Raw genomic sequence first — 20,529 nt, forward strand, 5'->3', positions numbered from 1 at the left:
CGGCGGCGGCCCACCCCCAGGGCCGCCGCCAACATCGTCCCGTCCGGACGAAAGGGCCGTCCTTGCTCTCGTTCACACGATCGGGCGTGGCGTTGCCGGCCCTGTCCCTCGTGCTCGCAGGCTGCTCCGCGGCACTGCCCGGAGGCACGGCCACCGAGACAGGTGCTGGCGCGGCGCTCGGGCACGTTCACGACCTGGCGCTCAACCCCGGTGACGGCCTGGTCTACGCCGCCACCCACCAGGGCCTGTACGCCCTCGACGGCGGTGAGCCGGCACCGGTCGGTGAGACCAGGTACGACACCATGGGCTTCACGGTGCAGGGGCCGGACACCTTCCTGGCCAGCGGCCACCCCGGACCGGGCCGGGAGGGCCCGGGGAACCTCGGTCTGCTCATCAGCACCGACGCCGCTGGTAGCTGGTCTGAGGTCTCACTCGGTGGCGTCAGCGACTTCCACGCCCTGACAACGGTCGGGGCCCGCCTCTACGGGCTTGACTCCTCCACCGGTACGGTCCGGCGCAGTGACGACGGCGGAGCCACCTGGGTGGAGGGCGCCGCGATCGCCGCCCGCGACCTCGATGCCCATCCGATCGATCCGGACCGCGTCGTCGCCACCACCGCCGAGGGCCTCATGGCCAGCGACGACGGCGGCGCCACCTTCACGTTAGGGGACGGGCAGCCGCCCGAGCCGCTCGTGGTCATCGACCACCTGCCGGCAGCAACCGGGGGCGCCGTCGTCGGCCTCGACGCCGCTGGGATCGCGTGGCGTTCGGCGCCGACGGGCTGGGTCTCCTCCGGTCCCCCCAACGGCGCCCCGGCTGCCTTCACCGCCGTCGACGAGGAGACGTACCTCGGGGCCTTCGACGGGACGGTGCTCCTGAAGAGCGAGGACCGGGGCGAGTCCTGGCAGCCGATCCTTGACGGGGTCAGGTGAGGACCGCGTCACCCCGCCGCTTGTGCGGTTCGGGGCCTCTCCTCGGGTGCGATGGCGGTGCTGAAGCGCCTGTCGCCCCGAGGAGGGGCAACATGAGTGTGCCGGGATAAAACAGGCCACCACGGTGCCGGGCGCGCCCAGCACCGGGTCGACGCGGCACGGGCGTCCCTGGACCTGTAACGGCCGATCGACCCGGCCCGGGCGCTCACCGACCTGGCCGCGGAGATCACCACCGAGGTCCGCCTGCTGCGCGTGGTCGAGGACGAGCTCACTGCTCACGCCCGCGACATGGGGCCGCACAGCCAGGGGCGTTCCGCTCCGACACCAGGCTGGTTCCACGGACCTCGGAGACCGGGAAGACGAGCGGCTAGGACCAGCCGACGTTCCAAGGCCGGCCTCTCCCTGCTTCAGGGAATCAGCCCAGCACCAGAGCGGTGGCAGATCCAGCGAGCACCGCGGCGGCTGCGACCAGGGTGACGTGACGTCCATGTGTCGTGGCGCGGGGGATGCTCCGTAGCGGGAAGAGGGTCTGGCGACCCAGCACGTAGGCCGCGACCGCGAGCACGAGTACCAGACCCGAACCGGCGGCCGGCGACCTCAGGACGAGAACGAGCGCGATGACCCCTAGCGCCGCGGAGAGAGCGGACTCGAGGAGCTGCACGGGTATCCGCCGCACCCCGACCCGACGATCGGAGGACCAGACACCCCACCTCGATGATGTCGGCCGGCCGGCGCAGCACCCGCCCAAGAGACAGCCGAGCCTGCCCACCGCCATCGCCACGAGCAGGCCCGGAGCGGTGACGTCGAGCACGGCTCCCAGTGGCAGATCGAGAAGGGATGTGCCTGCTACGAGCGCGCTCACGGTCGCGATGACAAACCCCTGCACGGACAGCCCCGGTGTCAGGAAGCTCCTCCGTTCCCGGGGGTGGGTAAGCAGGTAGTACACCTTGGCACCTACTAGGCCGAGCGTGCTCGCGGCGACCGTGAGCCCGGCGAGGCCCAGCCCTGGGATGTCGAACTGGCGGGCCAGCAAAGCCTGAAGGATCAGTGCCAGGACAAATCCCGTGCCCACGAGCGCCGGCCAGGCGCCCAGACGGACCCCCGGCGCGAGGCTTCGTACGAAAGGAGCGAGCGCGGTGCGGCCCGAAGCACTGCCCCGCGACAGGCCAGGTCCGGGCGCCTCCACCCACGGGGCAGGTCCTCCGGTTGGCGCGGGCCGTACCGGCGTGGCCACCACCTCCCACTCGCCCGCGGCGACGTCCTGGATCCGAGTCGTCAAGGCGATCCAGCCCGAACCGGGCACAACGTTCTCCAGCGACGACGTCACCGCGAACTCTGTGCGGCCTTCCGGCTTCGCCGAGCTGTCTTCCTCGCCGGAGCCCTGCTTCAGCCGGCCGCGGAGATGCACCGTCATGGTGTAGCGGTCGCCGGTAGGCTCCGCGTCGAACCAGTACGTCACACCCAGCGACTGCTGGTCCACGCCCTCGAGCGCACTGCAGCTCAGATCTGTGATGACGACTGCGGAACTGGGGATGTGCCGCACCAGCCGAGGTGGCGGACCGCTCAGCGAAGTCACAGCGACCGGAACAGCCTCCTCGGTCGATCCGCTCGAAAGGGGACCCTGCGCTGCGGCGACCTGTGTCGTTGCTGGGGCCCCCTCGTGAACGGACGCGACGGCGAGCCCCACGGAAGGTCGAGGGCCGGGACGCGCCGGTCTCACGTCCTTTGGACGAGCGGTAGACGACGGCGGAACTTGTGGACGGGACGGCGGAACTTGGGGACGAGGTGTCCGTACCTGCCGAAGAGCACCAGGGGACGGACGGCGGAGTGCTTTCGCGTCAGTCGGCGCCCGGAAGAAGGCTGCTCCGGCCCCCTGCATTGGCTCCTCATCTGCCGAGGTCTGGGGGGTCGCTCCCGTGGTGTTCACCGTATCGATTGTCGCCTAGCCGGGAGCCGTGATTGTCAACGATCGATGAAGGTTCGACGAAGGAATCTCGCCTGCGTGCCGGAGCGGTGGGCAGTTCTCACTGTCCTCCATGAATGGCCGCACCGGACTCGATCCTTCGACGGCCTGCCTGAAGATCTCCGGTGAGAGGATGTGAGTGCGCACCTGAGGCGCACACGTCCCACGCCCCCGGAGCAGGAGTTACGAATGCCGTCCAGCCCGTCCTCCTCTCGGCACCCCACCTCGGGCACCCGCACCGCGGACCGGGCGGCACACGTCGTCGCAGGCCTCCGGCCGCGCACGGCGCTGCCGGCGTCCTCGTGGAGCGCACCTGTCCCTGACCGCCCTGCGCGAACGTGGTCGGTGGTGCTCGCGGTGACCGGGGGGCTGGCGACCGAGACGGCGTTCCCGGAGCGGTCCTGGTGGCCGATGGCGTTCGTCGGCATCGCGTTGCTCCTGCTTGCGCTCCGGCGTGAGTCTGCTCGCTGGGGCTTCGTGGTCGGCGCGCTGTACGGGCTCGCGTTCTTCCTGCCGCACGTGTGGTGGGCGAACGAGGCGGTGGGGCGGCCGATCGGCTGGGTGGCGTTGGCGATCTTCCAGGCGCTGTACCTCGCCGGGTTCGGCGCGGCCTGGGTGTGGGTGCGGCGTGGGCCCTGGGTGCGCGGGCACCCGTGGGTGCAGGTGGTGGCGGTGGCGGTTCTGTGGGTCGGCGTCGAGCAGGTCCGCGGTCGGTGGCCCTTCGGGGGCTTCCCGTGGGGGACGCTCGCGTTCTCCCAGACCGAGGGCCCGCTGCTGCCTCTCGCATCGGTGGGTGGGGAGCCGCTGGTCAGTGGGGCGGTGGTCGTTCTGGGGGCGTTGCTGGCCCTGGTGGGGTTGCGGTTGAGCCGTCGGCGGTTCGCCGGGGCGGGAGCGTCCGCGACGGTCGCGCTGGCCCTCGCCTTCCTGCCCGCGCTGGTGCCGCTGGGTACTGGCGCCGAGGCGGGCACCCTGCGGGTCGGCGTGGTGCAGGGCAACGTGCCCGTGCAGGGGGCCGAGGCGATGGGCCAGGCTCGGGAGGTGGTCGAGAACCATGCGGACGGCACCCGAGCAATGCTCGAGCGCACGGAGCCTGGGGAGCTCGATCTGGTGCTGTGGCCCGAGTCCGCCTCGGACATCGATCCGCGCACGGATGCGGCCGTGGCGGCGGTGGTCGACGATGCCGCACGGGCCGTGGGTGCGCCGATCCTTCTCGGCACTCAGCAGTTCCTGCCCGGGCTGCGGTACAACAACTACATCCTCTGGGAGCCGGGGACCGGCGCAGATCCGCAGGTGGAGTATACGAAGCAACGGCCGGTGCCGTTCGGTGAGTACGTCCCCTACCGGGACTTCTTCCGCCGGATCACCTCGGCCGTGGACCTGGTGACCACCGACATGGTGGCGGGTACCGGTGAGGCACTGGTCCGGGTGGGGATCGAGCGGCTGGGACGGGCGGTGCCGATTACCGCCGCGATCTGCTTCGAGGTCGCCTACGATGACCTGATCCGCGACGGTGTGCTCGCCGGCGGGGAGCTGATCGTGATCCCTACCAACAACGCCTCCTTCGGGCTGACGCAGGAGTCCGCCCAGCAGATGGCCATGTCCCGGTTCCGGGCTGCCGAGCACGGCCGCGCGGTGGTGCAGGTCTCGACCGTGGGGGTCAGTGGCCTGATCGGGCCCGACGGTGAGGTGCTGGATCGGACGGGCCTGTTCACCGCTGAGCAGATGGTGGCAGAGCTGCCGTTGCGCACCTCGCTCACGACGGCGGACCTGTTGGGGGAGTGGCCCGGGACGGTCGTGAACGTGCTCGCGGTGGTCCTCCTCGTCGGAGGACTCGCCGGCCGTCGCCGGCGTGAGCGGTGAGATGAGGGCGGGCGCCACCGCCCGGCACCGCACGGCTCTCCTGCCGGACGCCGCCGACCCGGCGCGGGCCACCAGCGCCTCTATCCGGCGTCCGCGCCGGGGTCTGGCGGTGCGGGCTGTCGGTCTCGCCGGTGAGCTGCTGCTGACCGGCGGAGTGCTGCTCGCGCTGTTCGTCGTCTGGCAGGTGTGGTGGACCGACGTCGTCGCCGCCAGGGAGCAGCGAGCGACGGTAACGGCGATGGAGGACAGCTACACCGTTCCCGAGGTGCTCGAGCCGGCCCGGGCGCGGACCGAGGAGCCGCCGCCCGAGGTTCGTGCGGTGAGCGAGGGGGAGCCGTTCGCGACGCTGCACGTGCCCCGATGGGGGCGGGACTACGAGGTACCCATCACCGAGGGCGTCGGCACGGACGTGCTCGACACCGGAGCTGCCGGTCACTACCCCGACACCGCGTTACCCGGCGAGATCGGCAACTTCGCCCTGGCCGCGCACCGCCAGACCTACGGTGCGGCCTTCCGGTACGTCGACACCCTCGAGGTCGGGGACCCCCTGATCGTCGAGACCGCCGACGCATGGCTGGTGTACCGCGTGCGGGAGGACTACATCGTCGAGCCCGACAAGGTCGAGGTCCTGGCCCCGACCCCCAACCAACCGGACGTGCCGGCGACTGAACGCCTGATCACCTTCACCACATGCCACCCGCTGTGGAGCACCGCGCAACGGTGGATCACGCACGGAGTCTTCGAGCGGTGGATCCCCAGGTCGGAAGGCGTTCCTGCCGAGCTGTTGCAGGACGGCTGACGCCAGCAGCGCCTGGGTGGACCGGGCGACAGTACCGCCATCACGAAGTACGGAACTCCTGCCCCAGGCTGTACGCCAGGCACGAGGACACCCCGCGGGCCGGGTCGGCCTCCCGAACCGCAGGGTCAGCACGGTCGCCGCAAGGGTGGCACCCGAACCGACGAACGGGTGTGCCGGCAGCCGCCGGCGCACCAGAAGAGCACGGAGCCGGCTCGTCGCGAACCCGGCTGGTGACGCCTCGGCAGGTGGCGAACCCGCCGCAAGGGGGGCGTGGCTCCTACCCAACCCGCCAGGTCGTCGCTCACACGCCCAGTTCGCCCGTGCGTCGCGCGTGGCCGTGAGGAGTGTCGCAGCGTTCGGGCCGGCGGTTGACACCGTCGACGTCAAGGGAACCCGCCGGCCGGTGCAGGTCAGCGCGGCGCCGGCGTCGCGGTCGGCCGTGTCCAGTCCCAGCGGCACACCTCCCGCGCGCAACCGCTCGGGCATGCACCGAGGTGCGAGCCGATGGTCCGACCGCGTCCCCGCACCACCATGTCCAGGCGGAGGATCACCGCCTCCCGTCATGGGACGGCACCGGCTGGAGTTGCGGCCTGCAGAGTGGTGTACCGGTAGCCCGGTGAGCGTGTCGTCGTAGACGAGTGCGGTCACCGCGTGATCCTTCGAGTGATCTCTCACAACCGACTCGAAGAGGACCTACAGCGATGACCGCACCATCGATTATCGACCCTGCCCGCTTCCTGGAGGAGCACCTCGCCCAGGCGTCCCCGGACCTGTTGCGGCAGATGCTCACCACGTTCATCAACGCCCTGCTCTCGGCCGATGCCGACGCGGTCTGCGGGGCGGGTTACCGGGAGGTGAGCGAGGCCCGGTCGAACCGGCGCAACGGTTACCGCCACCGCGACTTCGACACCCGCGTCGGGACCATCGACGTCGCGATCCCGAAGCTGCGCACCGGGTCGTACTTCCCGGACTGGCTGCTCGAGCGGCGCCGCCGCGCGGAGGCGGCCCTGACGAGCGTGGTGGCGACCTGTTACCTCCTGGGCGTCTCGACTCGGCGGATGGACAAGCTCGTCCAGTCCCTGGGGATCACCGGGCTGAGCAGGTCGCAGGTCTCACAGATGGCCAAGGATCTCGACGCCCAGGTCGAGGACTTCCGCACCCGGCCCCTGGACGCCGGCCCGTACACGTTCCTCGCCGCGGACGCGCTCACGATGCGGGTCCGGGAAGGCGGCCGGGTGGTCAAGGTCGCCGTCCTGGTCGCCACCGGGGTCAACGCCGACGGCCACCGCGAGGTCCTCGGCGTCCAGGTCGCCACCGCCGAGTCCGGGGCCGGCTGGCTCGGGTTCTTCCGCGACCTCGTCGCCCGGGGCCTGACCGGGGTCAAGCTCGTGACCTCCGACGCCCACGCCGGCCTGGTCGAGGCCATCGGGGCGACCCTGCCCGGGGCGGCGTGGCAGCGGTGCCGCACGCACTACGCCGCGAACCTCATGGCCAAGTGCCCCAAGGCGCCCTGGCCGGCCGTGAAGGCCATGCTGCACTCGGTCTACGACCAGGTCGACGCCCCCGCCGTCCAGGCCCAGTTCGACAAGCTCCTCGACGCCGTCCAGACCCAGCTGCCCGACCTCCACGCCCACCTCGACGACGCCCGCGGCGACATCCTGGCCTTCACCGGCTTCCCCAAGGCCCTGTGGCGCCAGATCTGGTCCAACAACCCCAACGAGCGCCTGAACCGCGAGATCCGCCGCCGCACCGACGTCGTCGGGATCTTCCCCGACCGCACCAGCATCATCCGACTCGTCGGCGCCGTGCTCGCCGAGCAGCACGACGAATGGGCCGAAGGCCGCCGCTACTTCGGCCTCGAGGCCCTGGCCAAAGCCCGCCTGACCCTCATCACCAACACCGAGACCGGACAGGAGGACCCCACCCTCGCCGGCGCCATCAGCGCCTGACACCCCACGAAGGAATCACGCCGAACCCGTACACCACCCCAGAGGACTTGACCCCGGCTGGTGCGGGCGTGACCACGGGCAGTGCCTCCAGGGGTGTCCCTATCTTCATCGTTCGACGAGCGGGGTTTGTGGGCTGCCTACGCACGCAGCCCACGGTCATTCCAGCGCAGACCCGCGGACAGTGGCTCGATGGGACCGGCGGTGCGCCTCGACACCGCGTCCCGGCTGTCCGGGAGGGCGCGGGCGAGGTGGGCCGATCTCGACTGCGCCGCGCAGCCTGCCCCGACCGCAGGAGAAGTCGTAGCGCCCTTCGGGTAGGCCGGGAAGCGGCACGGTCATGCTACCGAAAGCGGGAACTGCCACGTCCACCCCGAGGTCATGGACGATGAAGAACTCCGAACACGGATTGTCCTCCTCCCGGATGATCTCCAGGCGCGTCGGGACGTACGCCTCCAGCCGCAGCGTCGGTGGCTGGTAGCCGTCCCGGACGGTGACCCCGGCCTCCTGCGTAGCGTTGACGCCTGGTGGCTCGGGGCGGGGCTCGGGCGTCCTCATCGCGTTTCTCACAGTCAGCCACCTCCACACCACGAACGGGTAGGTACAGGTCATCGCAGACTGATGTCGGTGGCCACCGCCGGATGATGAAGACATGACGAAGACTCCGGCCGTCCGCCTCTTCAGGGCCTCGTGCCGGGGCGGGAGATCCGCGTGCGGCCGGGGACGAGCTGCGGGTCCGGTTGGTCAACGACCTGCCGGCGGAGACGACGGTGCACTGGCACGGTTCCACCCGCACGTGGGCGTCCAGCTCGACACCGGCCTCCAGGCCCCGCTGATCGTGGAGGACCCGGCCGAGCCGGGCGGCTACGACATGGAGGTCGTCTTGGTCCTGGACGACTGGACGGACGGGTGGGGCGACTCGCCGCAGACGATCCTCGAGCGCATGGCGCGAGAGGGCATGGTCGTGGGCGGCACGGCCATGGACGGCATGGGCCACGAGGGTAGCGCGATGGAGGACGCCATGCCGTCCCCGGACCGGCCACTGGGCGCCGACACCGGCGACGTCGCCCACCCCGCGCACCTGATCAACGGCCGCCTGCCCGAGGACCCCTACGTCATCCGCTCCCGGCTCGGGCACCGGGTGCGGCTACGGATCATCAACGCCGGGAGCGACACCGCCTGCCGTGGACGTGCATGGGGTGGAACAACCACGCGGGGATCGGCATGACCACGGTCCTCTCCTTCGTCTCCTGGGCACCCAGCCGTCACGAGTGGCCCGGGGTTGAGTGACAGCGACTGTACATCGGATCTTCACCGTCTTGCTGTCCTGACATTCAGGGCAGCAGAACTACCGTCATGGGTACCCCCTGGGGGTACGAAGTCGGAGCAGCTGAGGAGGACATGATGGCCGTGAGTGAGTTCGGGGTCACCGGGCCCGTGTGCGGGGTGTGCTTGGCCGAGCTGTTGGAACAGGTGCGCACCATCGGCGGCGTCACGAACGCCGCTGCGGACCTCGGGTCGGCCGGTACCGCGTTGTTGGTCCTCCGCGGCCCCGCTCAGGTGAGTACCTCCGAGCTTGGCGGAGCTGTGGCGAGGGCGGGCTTCGCGCTCACTCCGGCGCGCCGGGCGAGGAGTCGCGCCCGGTACCGGGAGCCCTTGCTGGCGGCCGGTGCAGCAGGGGATCGGGATGGAAACGATGTCGGAGGTGTTCGGTGATTTCAGGGTCAGAGGTTGTCGTGATTGTGGTCGGGGTCGTGCTGACCGCTCTGCTCTGGTGGTTCTTCTTCGGTCCGAAGAAGGTTCGCCAGGCTGAGATGGACGACGGTGTGCAGGTGGTCAGGATCAGGGTCCAGGGCGGCTACAGCCCGGACGTGGTCCAAGTCGCCCAGGGCATACCGGTGCGGCTCGAGTTCGACCGCCAGGAGGCCGGGGACTGCTCGTCCCGGGTAGTCATGCCCGACTTCAAGGTCAATCAGGTTCTGCCGGCGTGGGAGACCACGACCGTGGAGTTCGTTCCGCAAGCATCCGGCGACTTCGGGTTCGCCTGTGGCATGAACATGATGCGCGGTCGTTTGCAGGTGCTCGAACGAGCCCCTGAGCGCGGGGGAGTGGGAGCGCCTGCGCCAGCGGGCGGTACTGCGGAGACCACCGCCCACGTGGCGGACGTGCCGGCCCCCTCCCAGACCAAGGACGCCCGCCCCACAGCCGCCGGTGAGGGCGACGGCGACGCCGAGGAGCGAGAACGGGCCGCGGAGATCGCCGACCTGGGACGGCGGGTGATCATCGGTTCGATCCTCAGTGCCCCCGTCGTCTTCGCCGTGATGGCGATGGAGGTCTTCGGGGCAACATGGGTGCCGGAGATCTTCATGAACCGGTGGTTCCAGCTGGCCCTGATCGCCCCGGTGTTCTTCTACACGGGCTGGCCGATCCACCGCACCGGCTGGCTCGCGCTGTCCCACCGAACCGCGGACATGAACTCGCTGATCACGCTGGGCACGATCGCGGCCTTCGGTTACAGCCTGGTGGTGACCTTCTTCCCTGGGGCGCTACCGGAGAACGTCCGTGAGGTGTACTACGAGGCGGTCGGTGTCATCATCACCCTGATCCTCCTGGGCCGGTTGCTCGAGACCAAGGCCAAGGCCGGGACGGGCGAGGCGATCCGAGCCCTGATCGGGCTGCAGCCGCGTACCGCCCGGGTGATCCGCGGCGGCGAGGAGATCGAGGTCCAGATCGACGACGTCGTCGTCGGCGACGTCGTCGTGGTCCGCCCGGGGGAGAAGCTCCCGGTGGACGGCGAGGTGGTCGAGGGCACCTCCGCGGTGGACGAGTCCATGGTCACCGGCGAGCCCATCCCGGTGACGAAGCAGGTGGGCGACACCGTCATCGGCGCCACGATCAACCAGACGGGCGCGTTCCGGTACACCGCCACGAAGGTCGGCGCGGAGACGATGCTCGCCCAGATCATCAAGCTGGTGCGCGAGGCACAGGGGTCCAAGGCTCCCATCCAGCGGGTCGTGGACAAGGTCTCCGGCTACTTCGTGCCCGCGGTCATCGCGATCGCCATCTGGTCCTTCGTGGTGTGGGCGCTGGTGGGCCCGCCGCCGGCGATCATCTTCGCCCTCGTCGCCGCGGTGTCGGTACTGATCATCGCCTGCCCCTGCGCCCTGGGCCTGGCCACACCGATGTCGATCACGGTCGGCACCGGCAAGGGCGCCACCAACGGCATCCTCATCCGCTCCGCCGAAGCCCTGGAGACCGCGCACAAGCTCGACACGGTCGTGCTGGACAAGACCGGCACCATCACCAAGGGCGCTCCGGCCCTCACCGACGTCCTGCCGGCCGAAGGGTTCGCGCCGGACGAGCTCCTGGCGCTGGTGGCCGCCGTCGAGGCCTCTTCCGAGCACCCGCTGGCCACCGCGATCGTGATCGGGGCACGGAATCGCGGTTTGAGCGTCCCCGAGACGGCCGCGTTCGACTCCATCACCGGCCAGGGTGTGCGCGCTCTGGTGGAGGGTCGGGAGGTCCTCGTCGGCAACACCCGGTTGCTGTCCGCAGCGGGGATCGAGCCGGCTCCGCTGACCGCCGACCTGCGCCGTCTGGCCGCGGACGGCAAGACCCCGATGCTCGTGGCCGTGGACGGGAAGGCCGCGGGCGTGATCGGCGTCGCCGACACCGTCAAGGAAGGATCGGCGGCGGCCGTGGCGGCCCTGCAGAAGCGCGGCATCGAGGTCGTCATGATGACCGGTGACAACCGTGACACCGCGGCAGCCATCGCCCGTCAGGTCGGCATCACCCGGGTCGTGGCCGAGGTCATGCCCGAGCACAAGGCCGCCGAGGTCAAGCGCCTTCAGGCGGAGGGCAAGGTCGTCGGGATGGTCGGTGACGGCATCAACGATGCTCCGGCCCTGGCCCAGGCCGACGTCGGCTCCGCCATCGGCACCGGCACGGACGTGGCCATCGAGTCCTCGGACATCACCCTGATCTCCGGGGCCCTGTCCGGGCTCGTCACGGCCGTGGACCTGTCCCGGGCGACCATGCGCAACATCCGCCAGAACCTGGTGTTCGCCTTCATGTACAACGGCGCCGGTATCCCCATCGCGGCGGGAGTGCTCTACCCCGTCTTCGGCCTGATGCTGAGCCCGGTGATCGCCGCGCTGGCGATGGCGCTGTCCTCGTTGTCCGTGGTCGCCAACGCCAACCGGCTGCGCCGCTTCAAGGCGCACCCGGTCCCCGACGTCGTCCATGTCCTGGCCACCGACCCGGTGGTGGAGATCGGGCGCGATGAGGAAGAAACCCACACCGAAACACCAATGGAGGAAGACATGTCCCAGAAGTCCGCGAAGGTCACCGACCCGATCTGCGGGATGAGCATCGACCCCGCGACCGCCGCCGACAGCGCCGAGTACGAGGGCGCCACGTACTACTTCTGCTCCAACCACTGCGCGGCGACCTTCAAGGCCGAACCGGCCAGGTACGCCACCACACCGGCATGACACCACCGCCTGCCGGGGCGGCACCGCCGCCCCGGCGGGCGCCGACAGCCGGCCGTGCCGGTCGAAGGAGAGCGGAGCCGTGGGAACGACGACACCGGTGGCCGGCGGCGACGCAATGGCCACTCACCAACTGATCAACCGGCTGCATCGGATCGAGGGCCAGGTCCGCGGAATCGCGAGGATGGTCGAGCAGGACACCTACTGCATCGACGTCCTCACCCAGGTCTCGGCCGCCTCTCGAGCGCTACAGGGCGTGGCGCTGGTGCTCCTGGAACAGCACATGCGCCACTGCCTCGCCGAAGCTGCCCGGATCGGCGGGTCCGTCGAGGAGGCGAGGATCAAGGAGGCGTCCGATGCCATCGCGCGACTTGTGCGCAGCTGAGGCGAGGACACGTTCCGGACCTACCCGCTCCCGGTCCGGGAGCGGACGAACCAGAGGCTGAGCCGGCCGATCTCGTCCGTCGCCGCAGCGGGCCGGCCACCGTCGTCGGTAGCCAACCGGGGCGTACCGGCCAGCCACGTCTCGGTAGTCCCGGTGCACGACGGCCTCCGGCTGACACTCGGCCACAAGATGAGGCACGAAACACCCAGCAACGACACGAGACACACCCACACACGAAAACGACACGAGACGAACGAGCACGGGAGGCTGTCATGACCATCAAGGTCGGCGTCAACGGTTACGGAGTGATCGGCAAGCGGGTCGCGGACGCTGTCCGCGCCATGCCGGACATGGACCTGCTCGGGGTGGCGGACGTCGCCACGGACTGGCGGGTGCGAACCGCCGCCGGGTTGGGTTTCGGGGTGTTCGCGGCCACCCCGGACGCGGACACAGCGATGCGGGCGGTCGGGGTGCCCGTGAGCGGCACATTGACAGACCTGCTTGACCAGGTCGACGTGGTGGTGGATACCACCCCCAAGAGGGTCGCCGCGGGCAACCTGGAGGCGTACCGGGCGGCCGGGGTCAAGTCCGTCTTCCAGGGCGGGGAGTCCCACGACACCACCGGGCACTCCTTCGTCGCCCAGGCCAACTACGAAACCGCCGTGGGCCGCGACACCACGCGGGTGGTCTCGTGCAACACCACCAGCATCGTGCGCGTGCTCGGGGCCCTGGAGCAGGCCGGCCTGCTCGCCCGCGCGCGCGGGGTCCTGATCCGGCGGGCCACTGACCCGGGCGAGTCCCACCACGGCGGGATCATGAACACGGTGGTCCCCGAGGCCTCGATCCCCTCCCACCAGGGCCCGGACGCTCGCACGGTGCTGCCCGACCTGGATGTGGTGACCATGGCGGCCAAGGCCGCGCACACCCAGTCCCACAACCACTTCTGGACCCTGCAGCTGACCCGACCGGCCAGTCGCGAGGAGGTTCTGGACGCACTGCGCGCCGCACCCCGGATCGCCTTCATCCGCATGTCGGACGGGCTGACCGCACTGAACACCACAGTGGAGCTGATGCGCGACCTGGGCCGGCCCCGCGGGGACATGTGGGAGGTGGCCGTGTGGGAGGACGTCCTGAGCGTCGCGGGGGATGAGGCCTACCTGACCTACCAGGTCTACAACGAGGCCATCGTCGTGCCCGAGACTATCGACGCGATTCGGGCGCTGACCGGGACTGTGACCGACGGCGCCGCATCCATCGCGACGACGGACGAAATCCTCGGCGTGCGCCGGGAGTTCCTTCCCGAACGGGTCGAGGCGATGCCGGCCTGATCAGGGAAACGGGCCGGCACCCGCTGAGCCCGTCGGTGCACCACCTGTCGGCCACCGGCCGGGAAGGAAGGAATCGATCATGAAGAATCGGACCACGGTCGTGGAGGTCGGTGGCCTGCACTGGGCCACCTCGGAACCGGTGATCGAGAAGACCCTGCTGAGCCGCCCCGGCGTGCTCGCCGTCGAGGCCAGCGCCGTCTCGCAGACCGCGACGATCACCTACGACGCGGACAAGACGTCGGTGGCCGTGCTCGTCGGCTGGGTCAACGACTGCGGCTACCACTGCGCGGGGCAGTTGGTGCCCGACCACATGTGCCACCCGATGACCGAACCGGGCGCCGCGGGCGGAGCGCATGACGCGCATGACGCGCACGCCGGGCATGACGCGCACGCCGGGCATGACGCGCACGCCGGGCATGACGCGCACGCCGGGCATGACGCGCACGCCGGGCATGACGCGCACGCCGGGCACGCCGGCCACGGCGGCGGCGCCGGCGAGGAGACGGACCGCTCCGCGCAGGCGGTGATGGGCCACGGCGGGCATCACGGCGGCGGGTCGGTGGAGGACATGGCACGGGACATGCGCAACCGTTTCCTGGTCGCCTTGATCCTGTCGATCCCCATCACGATCTGGTCCCCGCTCGGGCGTGATGTCCTGGCGCTGAACCCACCGCTGGTCTTCGGACTTCGTGACGACATCTTCACGTTGATCCTGTCCGTGCCGGTGATCTTCTACTCGGCGTGGATCTTCTTCGACGGCGCCTACCGGGCGTTGCTGGCGAAGACGTTGGACATGATGGTCCTGGTGGCCGTGGCCGTGGGAGCCGGCTGGCTCTACAGCTTGGTGGTCACCCTCACCGGCGGTGGTGAAGTCTTCTACGAGGCAGCCACCGTGCTGACCACGTTCGTCCTCCTCGGCCACTGGCTGGAGATGCGCGCACGTGGCGGCGCCAACGACGCAGTGCGGACCTTGTTGCAGCTGGCGCCGTCGCAGGCCATCGTGCTGCGGGACGGCGAGCCCGTGGAGGTGCCCACATCGGAGGTGGTCGTCGGTGACCTGCTCCTCATCCGTCCAGGGGCGAAGATCCCCACCGACGCGGTCGTGGAGGAGGGCGAGTCCGAGCTCGACGAGTCCATGGTCACCGGGGAGTCCATGCCGGTGGAGAAGGGGCCGGGTGCGCAACTGATCGGTGCGTCGATCAACACCACAGGAACCCTGCGGGCGCGGGCGACCAAGGTGGGTGCGGACACCGCTCTGGCGCAGATCGTCAAGATGGTGCAGGAGGCGCAGAACTCCAAGGCCCCGGGCCAGCGCCTGGCTGACCGGGCCGCGTTCTGGCTGGTGTTCGTCGCGCTCATCGGCGGCACCGTCACCTTCACCGTGTGGATGCTCGCCGGCGCGGGCGTCCCTCTGGCGATGCTGTTCGCGATCACGGTGGTGGTCATCACCTGCCCCGATGCCCTCGGCCTGGCGACCCCGACGGCGATCATGGTCGGCACCGGGCTCGGCGCCCAGCGCGGGGTCCTGTTCAAGAACGCCACCGCGCTGGAGGGCACGGCCAAGATCGACACCGTGGTGATGGACAAGACCGGCACCCTGACGAAGGGCGAGCCGGAGGTCACCGACGTGGTCGCGGCCGGCATGAGCGAGGAGGAGATGCTTGCCGTGGTCGCCGCCGTCGAACGCGAGTCGGAGCACCCCCTGGCCCGAGCCATCGAGGCCTACGCGGCCGAACGGGGTCTGCCCGCGTTGAGCGCGAGCGAGTTCATGAACGTCCCCGGGCACGGCGCGACGGCAACGGTCCGAGGGCGCCGTGTGCTGGTGGGCAACCGCCGGTTGATGGCCAGCGAGAACGTCGAGCTCGGCGACCTGGCCGAGCGACGGGACGAGCTGGCCGCATCCGGGCGCACCGCGGTGCTCGCTGCGGTGGACGGGCGTGCGGTGGGCGCCATCGCGCTGGCCGACGCCGCCCGGGACACGGCCGCGGCGGCCGTAGCGGCCCTGCACGAGTCCGGGATCGAGGTCGCCATGCTGACCGGTGACAACGAGGCAACCGCTCGGCGTATCGCGGAGCAGCTGGGCATCGACACAGTCATCGCCGAGGTCCTGCCCGGCGACAAGGCGGACAAGGTCGCTGAGCTGCAGCGCGCCGGCAAGACGGTGGCGATGGTCGGGGACGGCGTGAACGACGCCCCGGCACTGGCGAAGGCGGACATCGGCATCGCGATCGGAGCCGGGACGGACGTGGCGATCGAGACCGCGGACATCGTCCTGATGCGCTCGGACCCGCTGGACGTGTCCGTCGCACTGCGCATCGGCAAGGGCACGGTGCGCAAGGAGCGCCAGAACCTGGCGTGGGCGATCGGGTACAACGCCATCGCGTTGCCCATCGCGGCCGGGGTGTTCTACCCGGCCTTCGGACTGATGCTGCGTCCGGAGATCGCGGCGCTGACGATGTCCGGTTCCACGGTGATCGTCACGATCAACGCACTGCTGCTCAAGAAGCTGCGGCTGCCGCAGCAGCACGCACCGGCCGCTCCGCAGGACGTGAGCCGCAAGGTGGAGCCCACGGCCCCCGTCCCGGCGGGCACCCGCTGATGTTCCACGCCCGCAGCGCCCCCGCCGCGCCCGCGGCCGGGACGCTGCGGTCGCCCCGGCCCTGGCGCATGGTGGGGATCACCGCCGCCTGGGGCGCCTGCTTCGTGGCGATCGAGTGGGGCCTGAGGGACGCGCCCCTGCTGTGGTACGCCGCGCTGCGGGCCCTGCTTGCCGGGGCCGCACTGCTGGCCCTGGGCGCCGCCCTCCGCCGCCCGGCCCCGTCGGGCGCGCGGGACTGGGGGCGGATCACCGGGCTGGGACTGATCAACGTGACGGTGGCGTTCGGGGCCATGTTCGCCGGCGTCGCCGGCCTGGCCACCGGAACCGCCGCGGTGCTTGCCAATGCCCAGCCCCTGCTGATCCTGCTGCCGGCGTGGTGGCTGTACGGCGAGAAGGTCTCGGTACGTACGAGCGTGGCGCTGGTCGTCGGCTTCACCGGCCTGGTCCTCGTCGCCGTGCCCGGTGGCGGTGGCAGCGGCGCCGCGCTGTCGCTGCTGTCCGCCGCGGCGATCACCGCGGGGACCCTGCTGTCCCGGCGCCTGGGTGGCCTCGACGTGGTGGTGTTCACGGGATGGCACCTCCTCGTGGGCGGCGTCGCGCTCGCCGCGCTCGCCGCGGTGGTGGAGGGGGCCCCGGTGATCGCCTGGACCCCCCGGTTCGTCCTGTCCCTGCTGTTCCTGGCGCTCGTCGGTACGGCGGCTACCACCGTGGTGTGGTTCACGGAGGCGCGCCGCTCCCGCCTCGACGTCCTGACCGCCTGGACCTTCCTCACCCCCGTGTTCGGCATCGTGCTCGCGGCCGTGGCCTTTGCCACGGTGCCGGCCGGGTGGACCGCGGCGGGCCTGGCCGGGGTGCTGGCGGCCATGTGGGTCATCGTGCAACCTCACCCTCGTCCGACGGCACGCCCGGTTCGGGCGGGCCCGCCCTGAGCTGGCCGGCCCGCCACCCGCGCGGTCCAGCGAAACCTGCTCGTCGACCCTGGAGGAGACCCATGACGCGTACCGGTCACGCCGGCCCGACCCCGGCACCCGCCCCCACCGGGGCGGTCCCGCCACAGGAGGCGGTGATCTTCGACATGGACGGGGTGGTGACGGACACGGCGGCCGTGCACGCGGCCGCCTGGAAGCGCCTGTTCGACGACGTGCTGGCCGACCCGCGGCTGAGCGGCGGACCGTACGCCCCGTTCGACATCACCGAGGACTACCGGCTCTACGTCGACGGACGCTCCCGGGAGGACGGCGTGGCCGCCTTCCTGGCCGCCCGCGGCATCGACCTGCCGACTGGCGGCGCCGACGACGGGGCTGACGCCTGGTCGGTGCGCGGCCTCGCGGCGCGCAAGAACGCGATGTATCTGGATCTGCTCGCCGAGCAGGGCCTGCGGGTCTTTCCCGGCACCGTGGACCTGCTGCGCCGCCTCCGGGCAGGTGGGGTGCCGGTGGGCCTGGTCACCGCCAGCCGCAATGCCCAGGAGCTGCTCACGGCGGCGGGCCTCGGCGGGGTCTTCGACGTCGTCGTGGACGGCCGGGAGGCACACGAGATGGGGCTGCCCGGCAAGCCCGAGCCCGCCATGTTCCTGCGCGCCGCCGAGCTGCTGGGGGTCGATCCGGGCCGGGCGGCGGTGGTCGAGGACGCCATCGCCGGGGTGCAGGGCGCCCGTAGCGGTGGCTTCGGCCTCGTGGTCGGGGTGGACCGGGTGGGGCAGCGTCAGGCTCTCGAGGAGGCCGGGGCCGACGTCGTCGTCGCCGACGTCTCCGAGCTGGACCTCGGCTCCCTGCGCACCGACCCGTGGACGCTGGTCTACGAGGGGTTCGACCCGGCCCACGAGCCGCACCGGGAGGCGCTGACCACGCTGGGCAACGGCTACCTCGGCACCCGCGGCGCGGCCCCGGAGCGGGCGGCGGACGGGGTCCACTACCCCGGGACCTACCTGGCCGGCGTGTACAACCGGCTGACCTCGACCGTCCACGGGCGCGACGTGGAGGACGAGCACCTGGTCAACGCCCCCAACTGGCTGCTGCTGGACCTGCGCATCGGTGGCGGAGGGTGGTGGTCGGCCGGGGGGCTCACCGCCGCCGACGAACGCCGGGAGCTGGACCTGCGCCGCGGGGTGCTCACCCGCACGGCGGTCCTCACCGACGGCGCCGGGCGCCGCCTGCGCCTGACGCAGCGCCGCGTCGTGTCCATGGCGCGGCCCCACCTGGCCTGCCTCGAGACGACGCTCGAGGCCGAGGGCTGGGACGGTGCCGTCGACGTGGCGTCCGGAATCGATGCCGGCGTGCGCAACCGCAACGTCGCGGAGTACCGCGCGCTGGCGGACCGGCACCTGCAAACCGTCGCGGTGGACGACGTCGACGAGAACACCCTCATGGTGGAGGTGGAGACCACCCAGAGCCAGGTGCGCATCGCGACCGCCGCCCGCACCACGGTCACCGGGACCGACGCCGCCCCGCCGGTGCACGAGCACCGCGGGGACCGCCACGTCCTGCATTTCGACCTGACGCTCCAGGCGGGCAGGCCGGTGACGATCACCAAGACCGTCGCCGTGTTCACCTCCAAGGACCACGCCATCGCCTCCCCACCGCTGGCCGCCGTCGGGGAGCTGGAGCGGGCCGCCGGCGGGCTCGCCGACCTGCTGCCCGCGCACGAGGCAGCCTGGGCGCGGCTGTGGGACCGCTTCGCCATCGAGCTGGACGCGGACCGCCAGACCCAGTTGGTGCTGAACCTGCACGTCTTCCACCTGCTCCAGTCGGTCTCGGCGCACACCGCGGACGTCGACGCCGGCGTCCCGGCACGCGGACTGCACGGCGAGGGGTACCGCGGCCACGTGTTCTGGGACGAGTTATTCGTCCTGCCGGCGCTCACCGCCCACCTGCCCTGGGTGAGCCGGGCGATGCTGGAGTACCGGTACCGGCGCCTGGACATGGCGCGGCGGGCGGCGGCCGAGGCGGGACGGGAAGGGGCGATGTTCCCCTGGCAGAGCGGCAGCGACGGGCGCGAGGAAACCCCGAGCATGCTCTTCAACACCCGCTCGGGGCGCTGGATGCCGGACAACTCCCGCCGGCAGCGGCACGTCGGCCTGGCCGTGGCGTACAACGCCTGGCAGTACTACCAGACCACCGGGGACGTGGCGTGGCTGGCCCACCGCGGAGCCGACCTGATCATCGAGGTTGCCCGGTTCTTCGCGTCCCTGGCCACCTACGACGGCGCCGAGGACCGGTTCCACATCGTGGGGGTGATGGGACCGGACGAATACCACGACGGCTATCCCGGTGCGCCGGGCCAGGGGCTGCGGGACAACGCCTACACCAACGTGCTCGCCGCCTGGGTGTGCGCCCGCGCGGCCGAGGTGTTGCGCGTGACCGACGGGCACGAGTGCGACGAGGTCTATGCGCGGCTGGGCGTCCGTCCCGAGGAGCCGGCCCTGTGGCAACGCCTCGGCCGCCGCCTGGCGGTGCCCTTCCACGACGGCGTCCTCAGCCAGTTCGACGGCTACGGAGCCCTGGCGGAGCTGGACTGGGCCCACTACCGACGCACGTATGGCAACATCGGGCGCCTGGACCTCGTCCTCGAGGCGGAGGGCGACACCACCAACCGGTACCGGCTGGCCAAGCAGGCCGACGTCCTCATGCTCGTCTACCTCCTGGGCCCCGACGGCGTCCTCAGCACCCTCGAGCGGCTGGGCTACCCGGCCGACCGGGAGCTGCTGGCCCGGACCGTCGACTACTACCTGGCCCGCACGGCTCACGGGTCCACCCTCAGCCGGGTGGTACACGCGTCCGTGCTGGCCCGCATGGACCCGGCCCGCGCCTGGCAGACCTTCCGCGACGCCCTGGCCGCCGACCTCGACGACACCCAGGGAGGGACCACCAGTGAGGGGATCCACCTCGGGGCCATGGCGGGCACCATCGACATCGTCACCCGCGCCTTCGCGGGGCAGCACACCGAGGGGGACACTGTCGCCCTCGACCCGAACCTCCCGGTCGGTCTCCGACGGGCCCGGTTCTCCCTCGTGCACCGTGGCCAGCGGCTGCGGATCAGCCTCGACCACTACTCGCTGACCGTGTCCGCTGACCCGTGCGCCGCCAACCCCCGGGTGCGGGTGCGGTTGGGTGGCCGGACGGAGGCCGTCTCGGCGGCTGGGGAGATGCTGTTCACCCCGTACGACCACGAATGTGGCGGCGATGAGCGCGACGACTGAGGAGATCACCCCCCGCCCCCCGGCCGTGT

Annotated in this window: 13 protein-coding genes; 11 read left to right on the top strand and 2 right to left on the bottom strand. The window is 71.1% G+C overall.

Annotated features, from left to right (window positions below; translation table 11 throughout):
* Window positions 1-86: 86 nt before the first annotated feature.
* Window positions 87-932, top strand: a complete 846-nt coding sequence (locus AAEM63_RS07550) for a F510_1955 family glycosylhydrolase (protein WP_341360933.1) — start codon at window positions 87-89, stop codon at window positions 930-932.
* Between the two features lie 415 nt (window positions 933-1,347).
* On the opposite strand, the gene AAEM63_RS07555 is transcribed toward AAEM63_RS07550, so the two are convergent.
* Entirely contained in the window at window positions 1,348-2,412 is a 1,065-nt protein-coding gene (locus AAEM63_RS07555) for a prolipoprotein diacylglyceryl transferase family protein (RefSeq protein ID WP_341360934.1), read from the bottom strand.
* Between the two features lie 840 nt (window positions 2,413-3,252).
* On the opposite strand from AAEM63_RS07555, the gene lnt reads away from it, so the two are divergent.
* The 3 genes from lnt to AAEM63_RS07570 all read left to right on the top strand — a co-directional run bounded on the left by lnt (window position 3,253) and on the right by AAEM63_RS07570 (window position 7,503).
* The gene (gene lnt, locus AAEM63_RS07560; RefSeq protein WP_341360935.1) at window positions 3,253-4,755 is read left to right on the top strand and encodes an apolipoprotein N-acyltransferase; all 1,503 of its coding nucleotides are present in this window, start codon (window positions 3,253-3,255) and stop codon (window positions 4,753-4,755) included.
* Between the two features lies 1 nt (window position 4,756).
* Complete coding sequence (locus AAEM63_RS07565) at window positions 4,757-5,554, top strand: class E sortase (RefSeq protein ID WP_341360936.1); 798 nt, start codon at window positions 4,757-4,759, stop codon at window positions 5,552-5,554.
* Between the two features lie 701 nt (window positions 5,555-6,255).
* The gene (locus AAEM63_RS07570; protein ID WP_341360937.1) at window positions 6,256-7,503 is read left to right on the top strand and encodes an IS256 family transposase; all 1,248 of its coding nucleotides are present in this window, start codon (window positions 6,256-6,258) and stop codon (window positions 7,501-7,503) included.
* A 156-nt stretch (window positions 7,504-7,659) separates the two neighbouring features.
* Here the strand turns inward: AAEM63_RS07570 and AAEM63_RS07575 are convergent, their stop codons facing one another.
* Window positions 7,660-8,112 (bottom strand): cupredoxin domain-containing protein, encoded by a 453-nt coding sequence (locus tag AAEM63_RS07575; protein ID WP_341360938.1) that lies wholly within the window; start codon window positions 8,110-8,112, stop codon window positions 7,660-7,662.
* A 184-nt stretch (window positions 8,113-8,296) separates the two neighbouring features.
* On the opposite strand from AAEM63_RS07575, the gene AAEM63_RS07580 reads away from it, so the two are divergent.
* The 7 genes from AAEM63_RS07580 (at window position 8,297) to AAEM63_RS07610 (ending at window position 20,500) form a co-directional block, all read left to right on the top strand.
* Window positions 8,297-8,728 (top strand): hypothetical protein, encoded by a 432-nt coding sequence (locus AAEM63_RS07580; RefSeq protein ID WP_341360939.1) that lies wholly within the window; start codon window positions 8,297-8,299, stop codon window positions 8,726-8,728.
* A gap of 508 nt (window positions 8,729-9,236) precedes the next feature.
* On the top strand, window positions 9,237-11,993 hold the full coding sequence (locus AAEM63_RS07585; RefSeq protein WP_341360940.1) for a heavy metal translocating P-type ATPase: 2,757 nt from the start codon (window positions 9,237-9,239) through the stop codon (window positions 11,991-11,993).
* 115 nt (window positions 11,994-12,108) lie between these two features.
* Window positions 12,109-12,375, top strand: a complete 267-nt coding sequence (locus tag AAEM63_RS07590; protein WP_123920551.1) for a metal-sensitive transcriptional regulator — start codon at window positions 12,109-12,111, stop codon at window positions 12,373-12,375.
* A 272-nt stretch (window positions 12,376-12,647) separates the two neighbouring features.
* Window positions 12,648-13,703, top strand: a complete 1,056-nt coding sequence (locus AAEM63_RS07595) for a type II glyceraldehyde-3-phosphate dehydrogenase (protein ID WP_341360941.1) — start codon at window positions 12,648-12,650, stop codon at window positions 13,701-13,703.
* 79 nt (window positions 13,704-13,782) lie between these two features.
* Window positions 13,783-16,302, top strand: a complete 2,520-nt coding sequence (locus AAEM63_RS07600; protein ID WP_341360942.1) for a heavy metal translocating P-type ATPase — start codon at window positions 13,783-13,785, stop codon at window positions 16,300-16,302.
* The gene (locus AAEM63_RS07605; protein WP_341360943.1) at window positions 16,302-17,231 is read left to right on the top strand and encodes a DMT family transporter; all 930 of its coding nucleotides are present in this window, start codon (window positions 16,302-16,304) and stop codon (window positions 17,229-17,231) included. The genes AAEM63_RS07600 and AAEM63_RS07605 overlap by 1 nt, the downstream gene beginning before the upstream one ends.
* 62 nt (window positions 17,232-17,293) lie before the next feature.
* The gene (locus AAEM63_RS07610) at window positions 17,294-20,500 is read left to right on the top strand and encodes a beta-phosphoglucomutase family hydrolase (protein WP_341360944.1); all 3,207 of its coding nucleotides are present in this window, start codon (window positions 17,294-17,296) and stop codon (window positions 20,498-20,500) included.
* The last annotated feature ends 29 nt before the right edge of the window (window positions 20,501-20,529 follow it).

Source organism: Georgenia sp. M64 (assembly GCF_038049925.1).
GTDB lineage: Bacteria > Actinomycetota > Actinomycetes > Actinomycetales > Actinomycetaceae > Georgenia.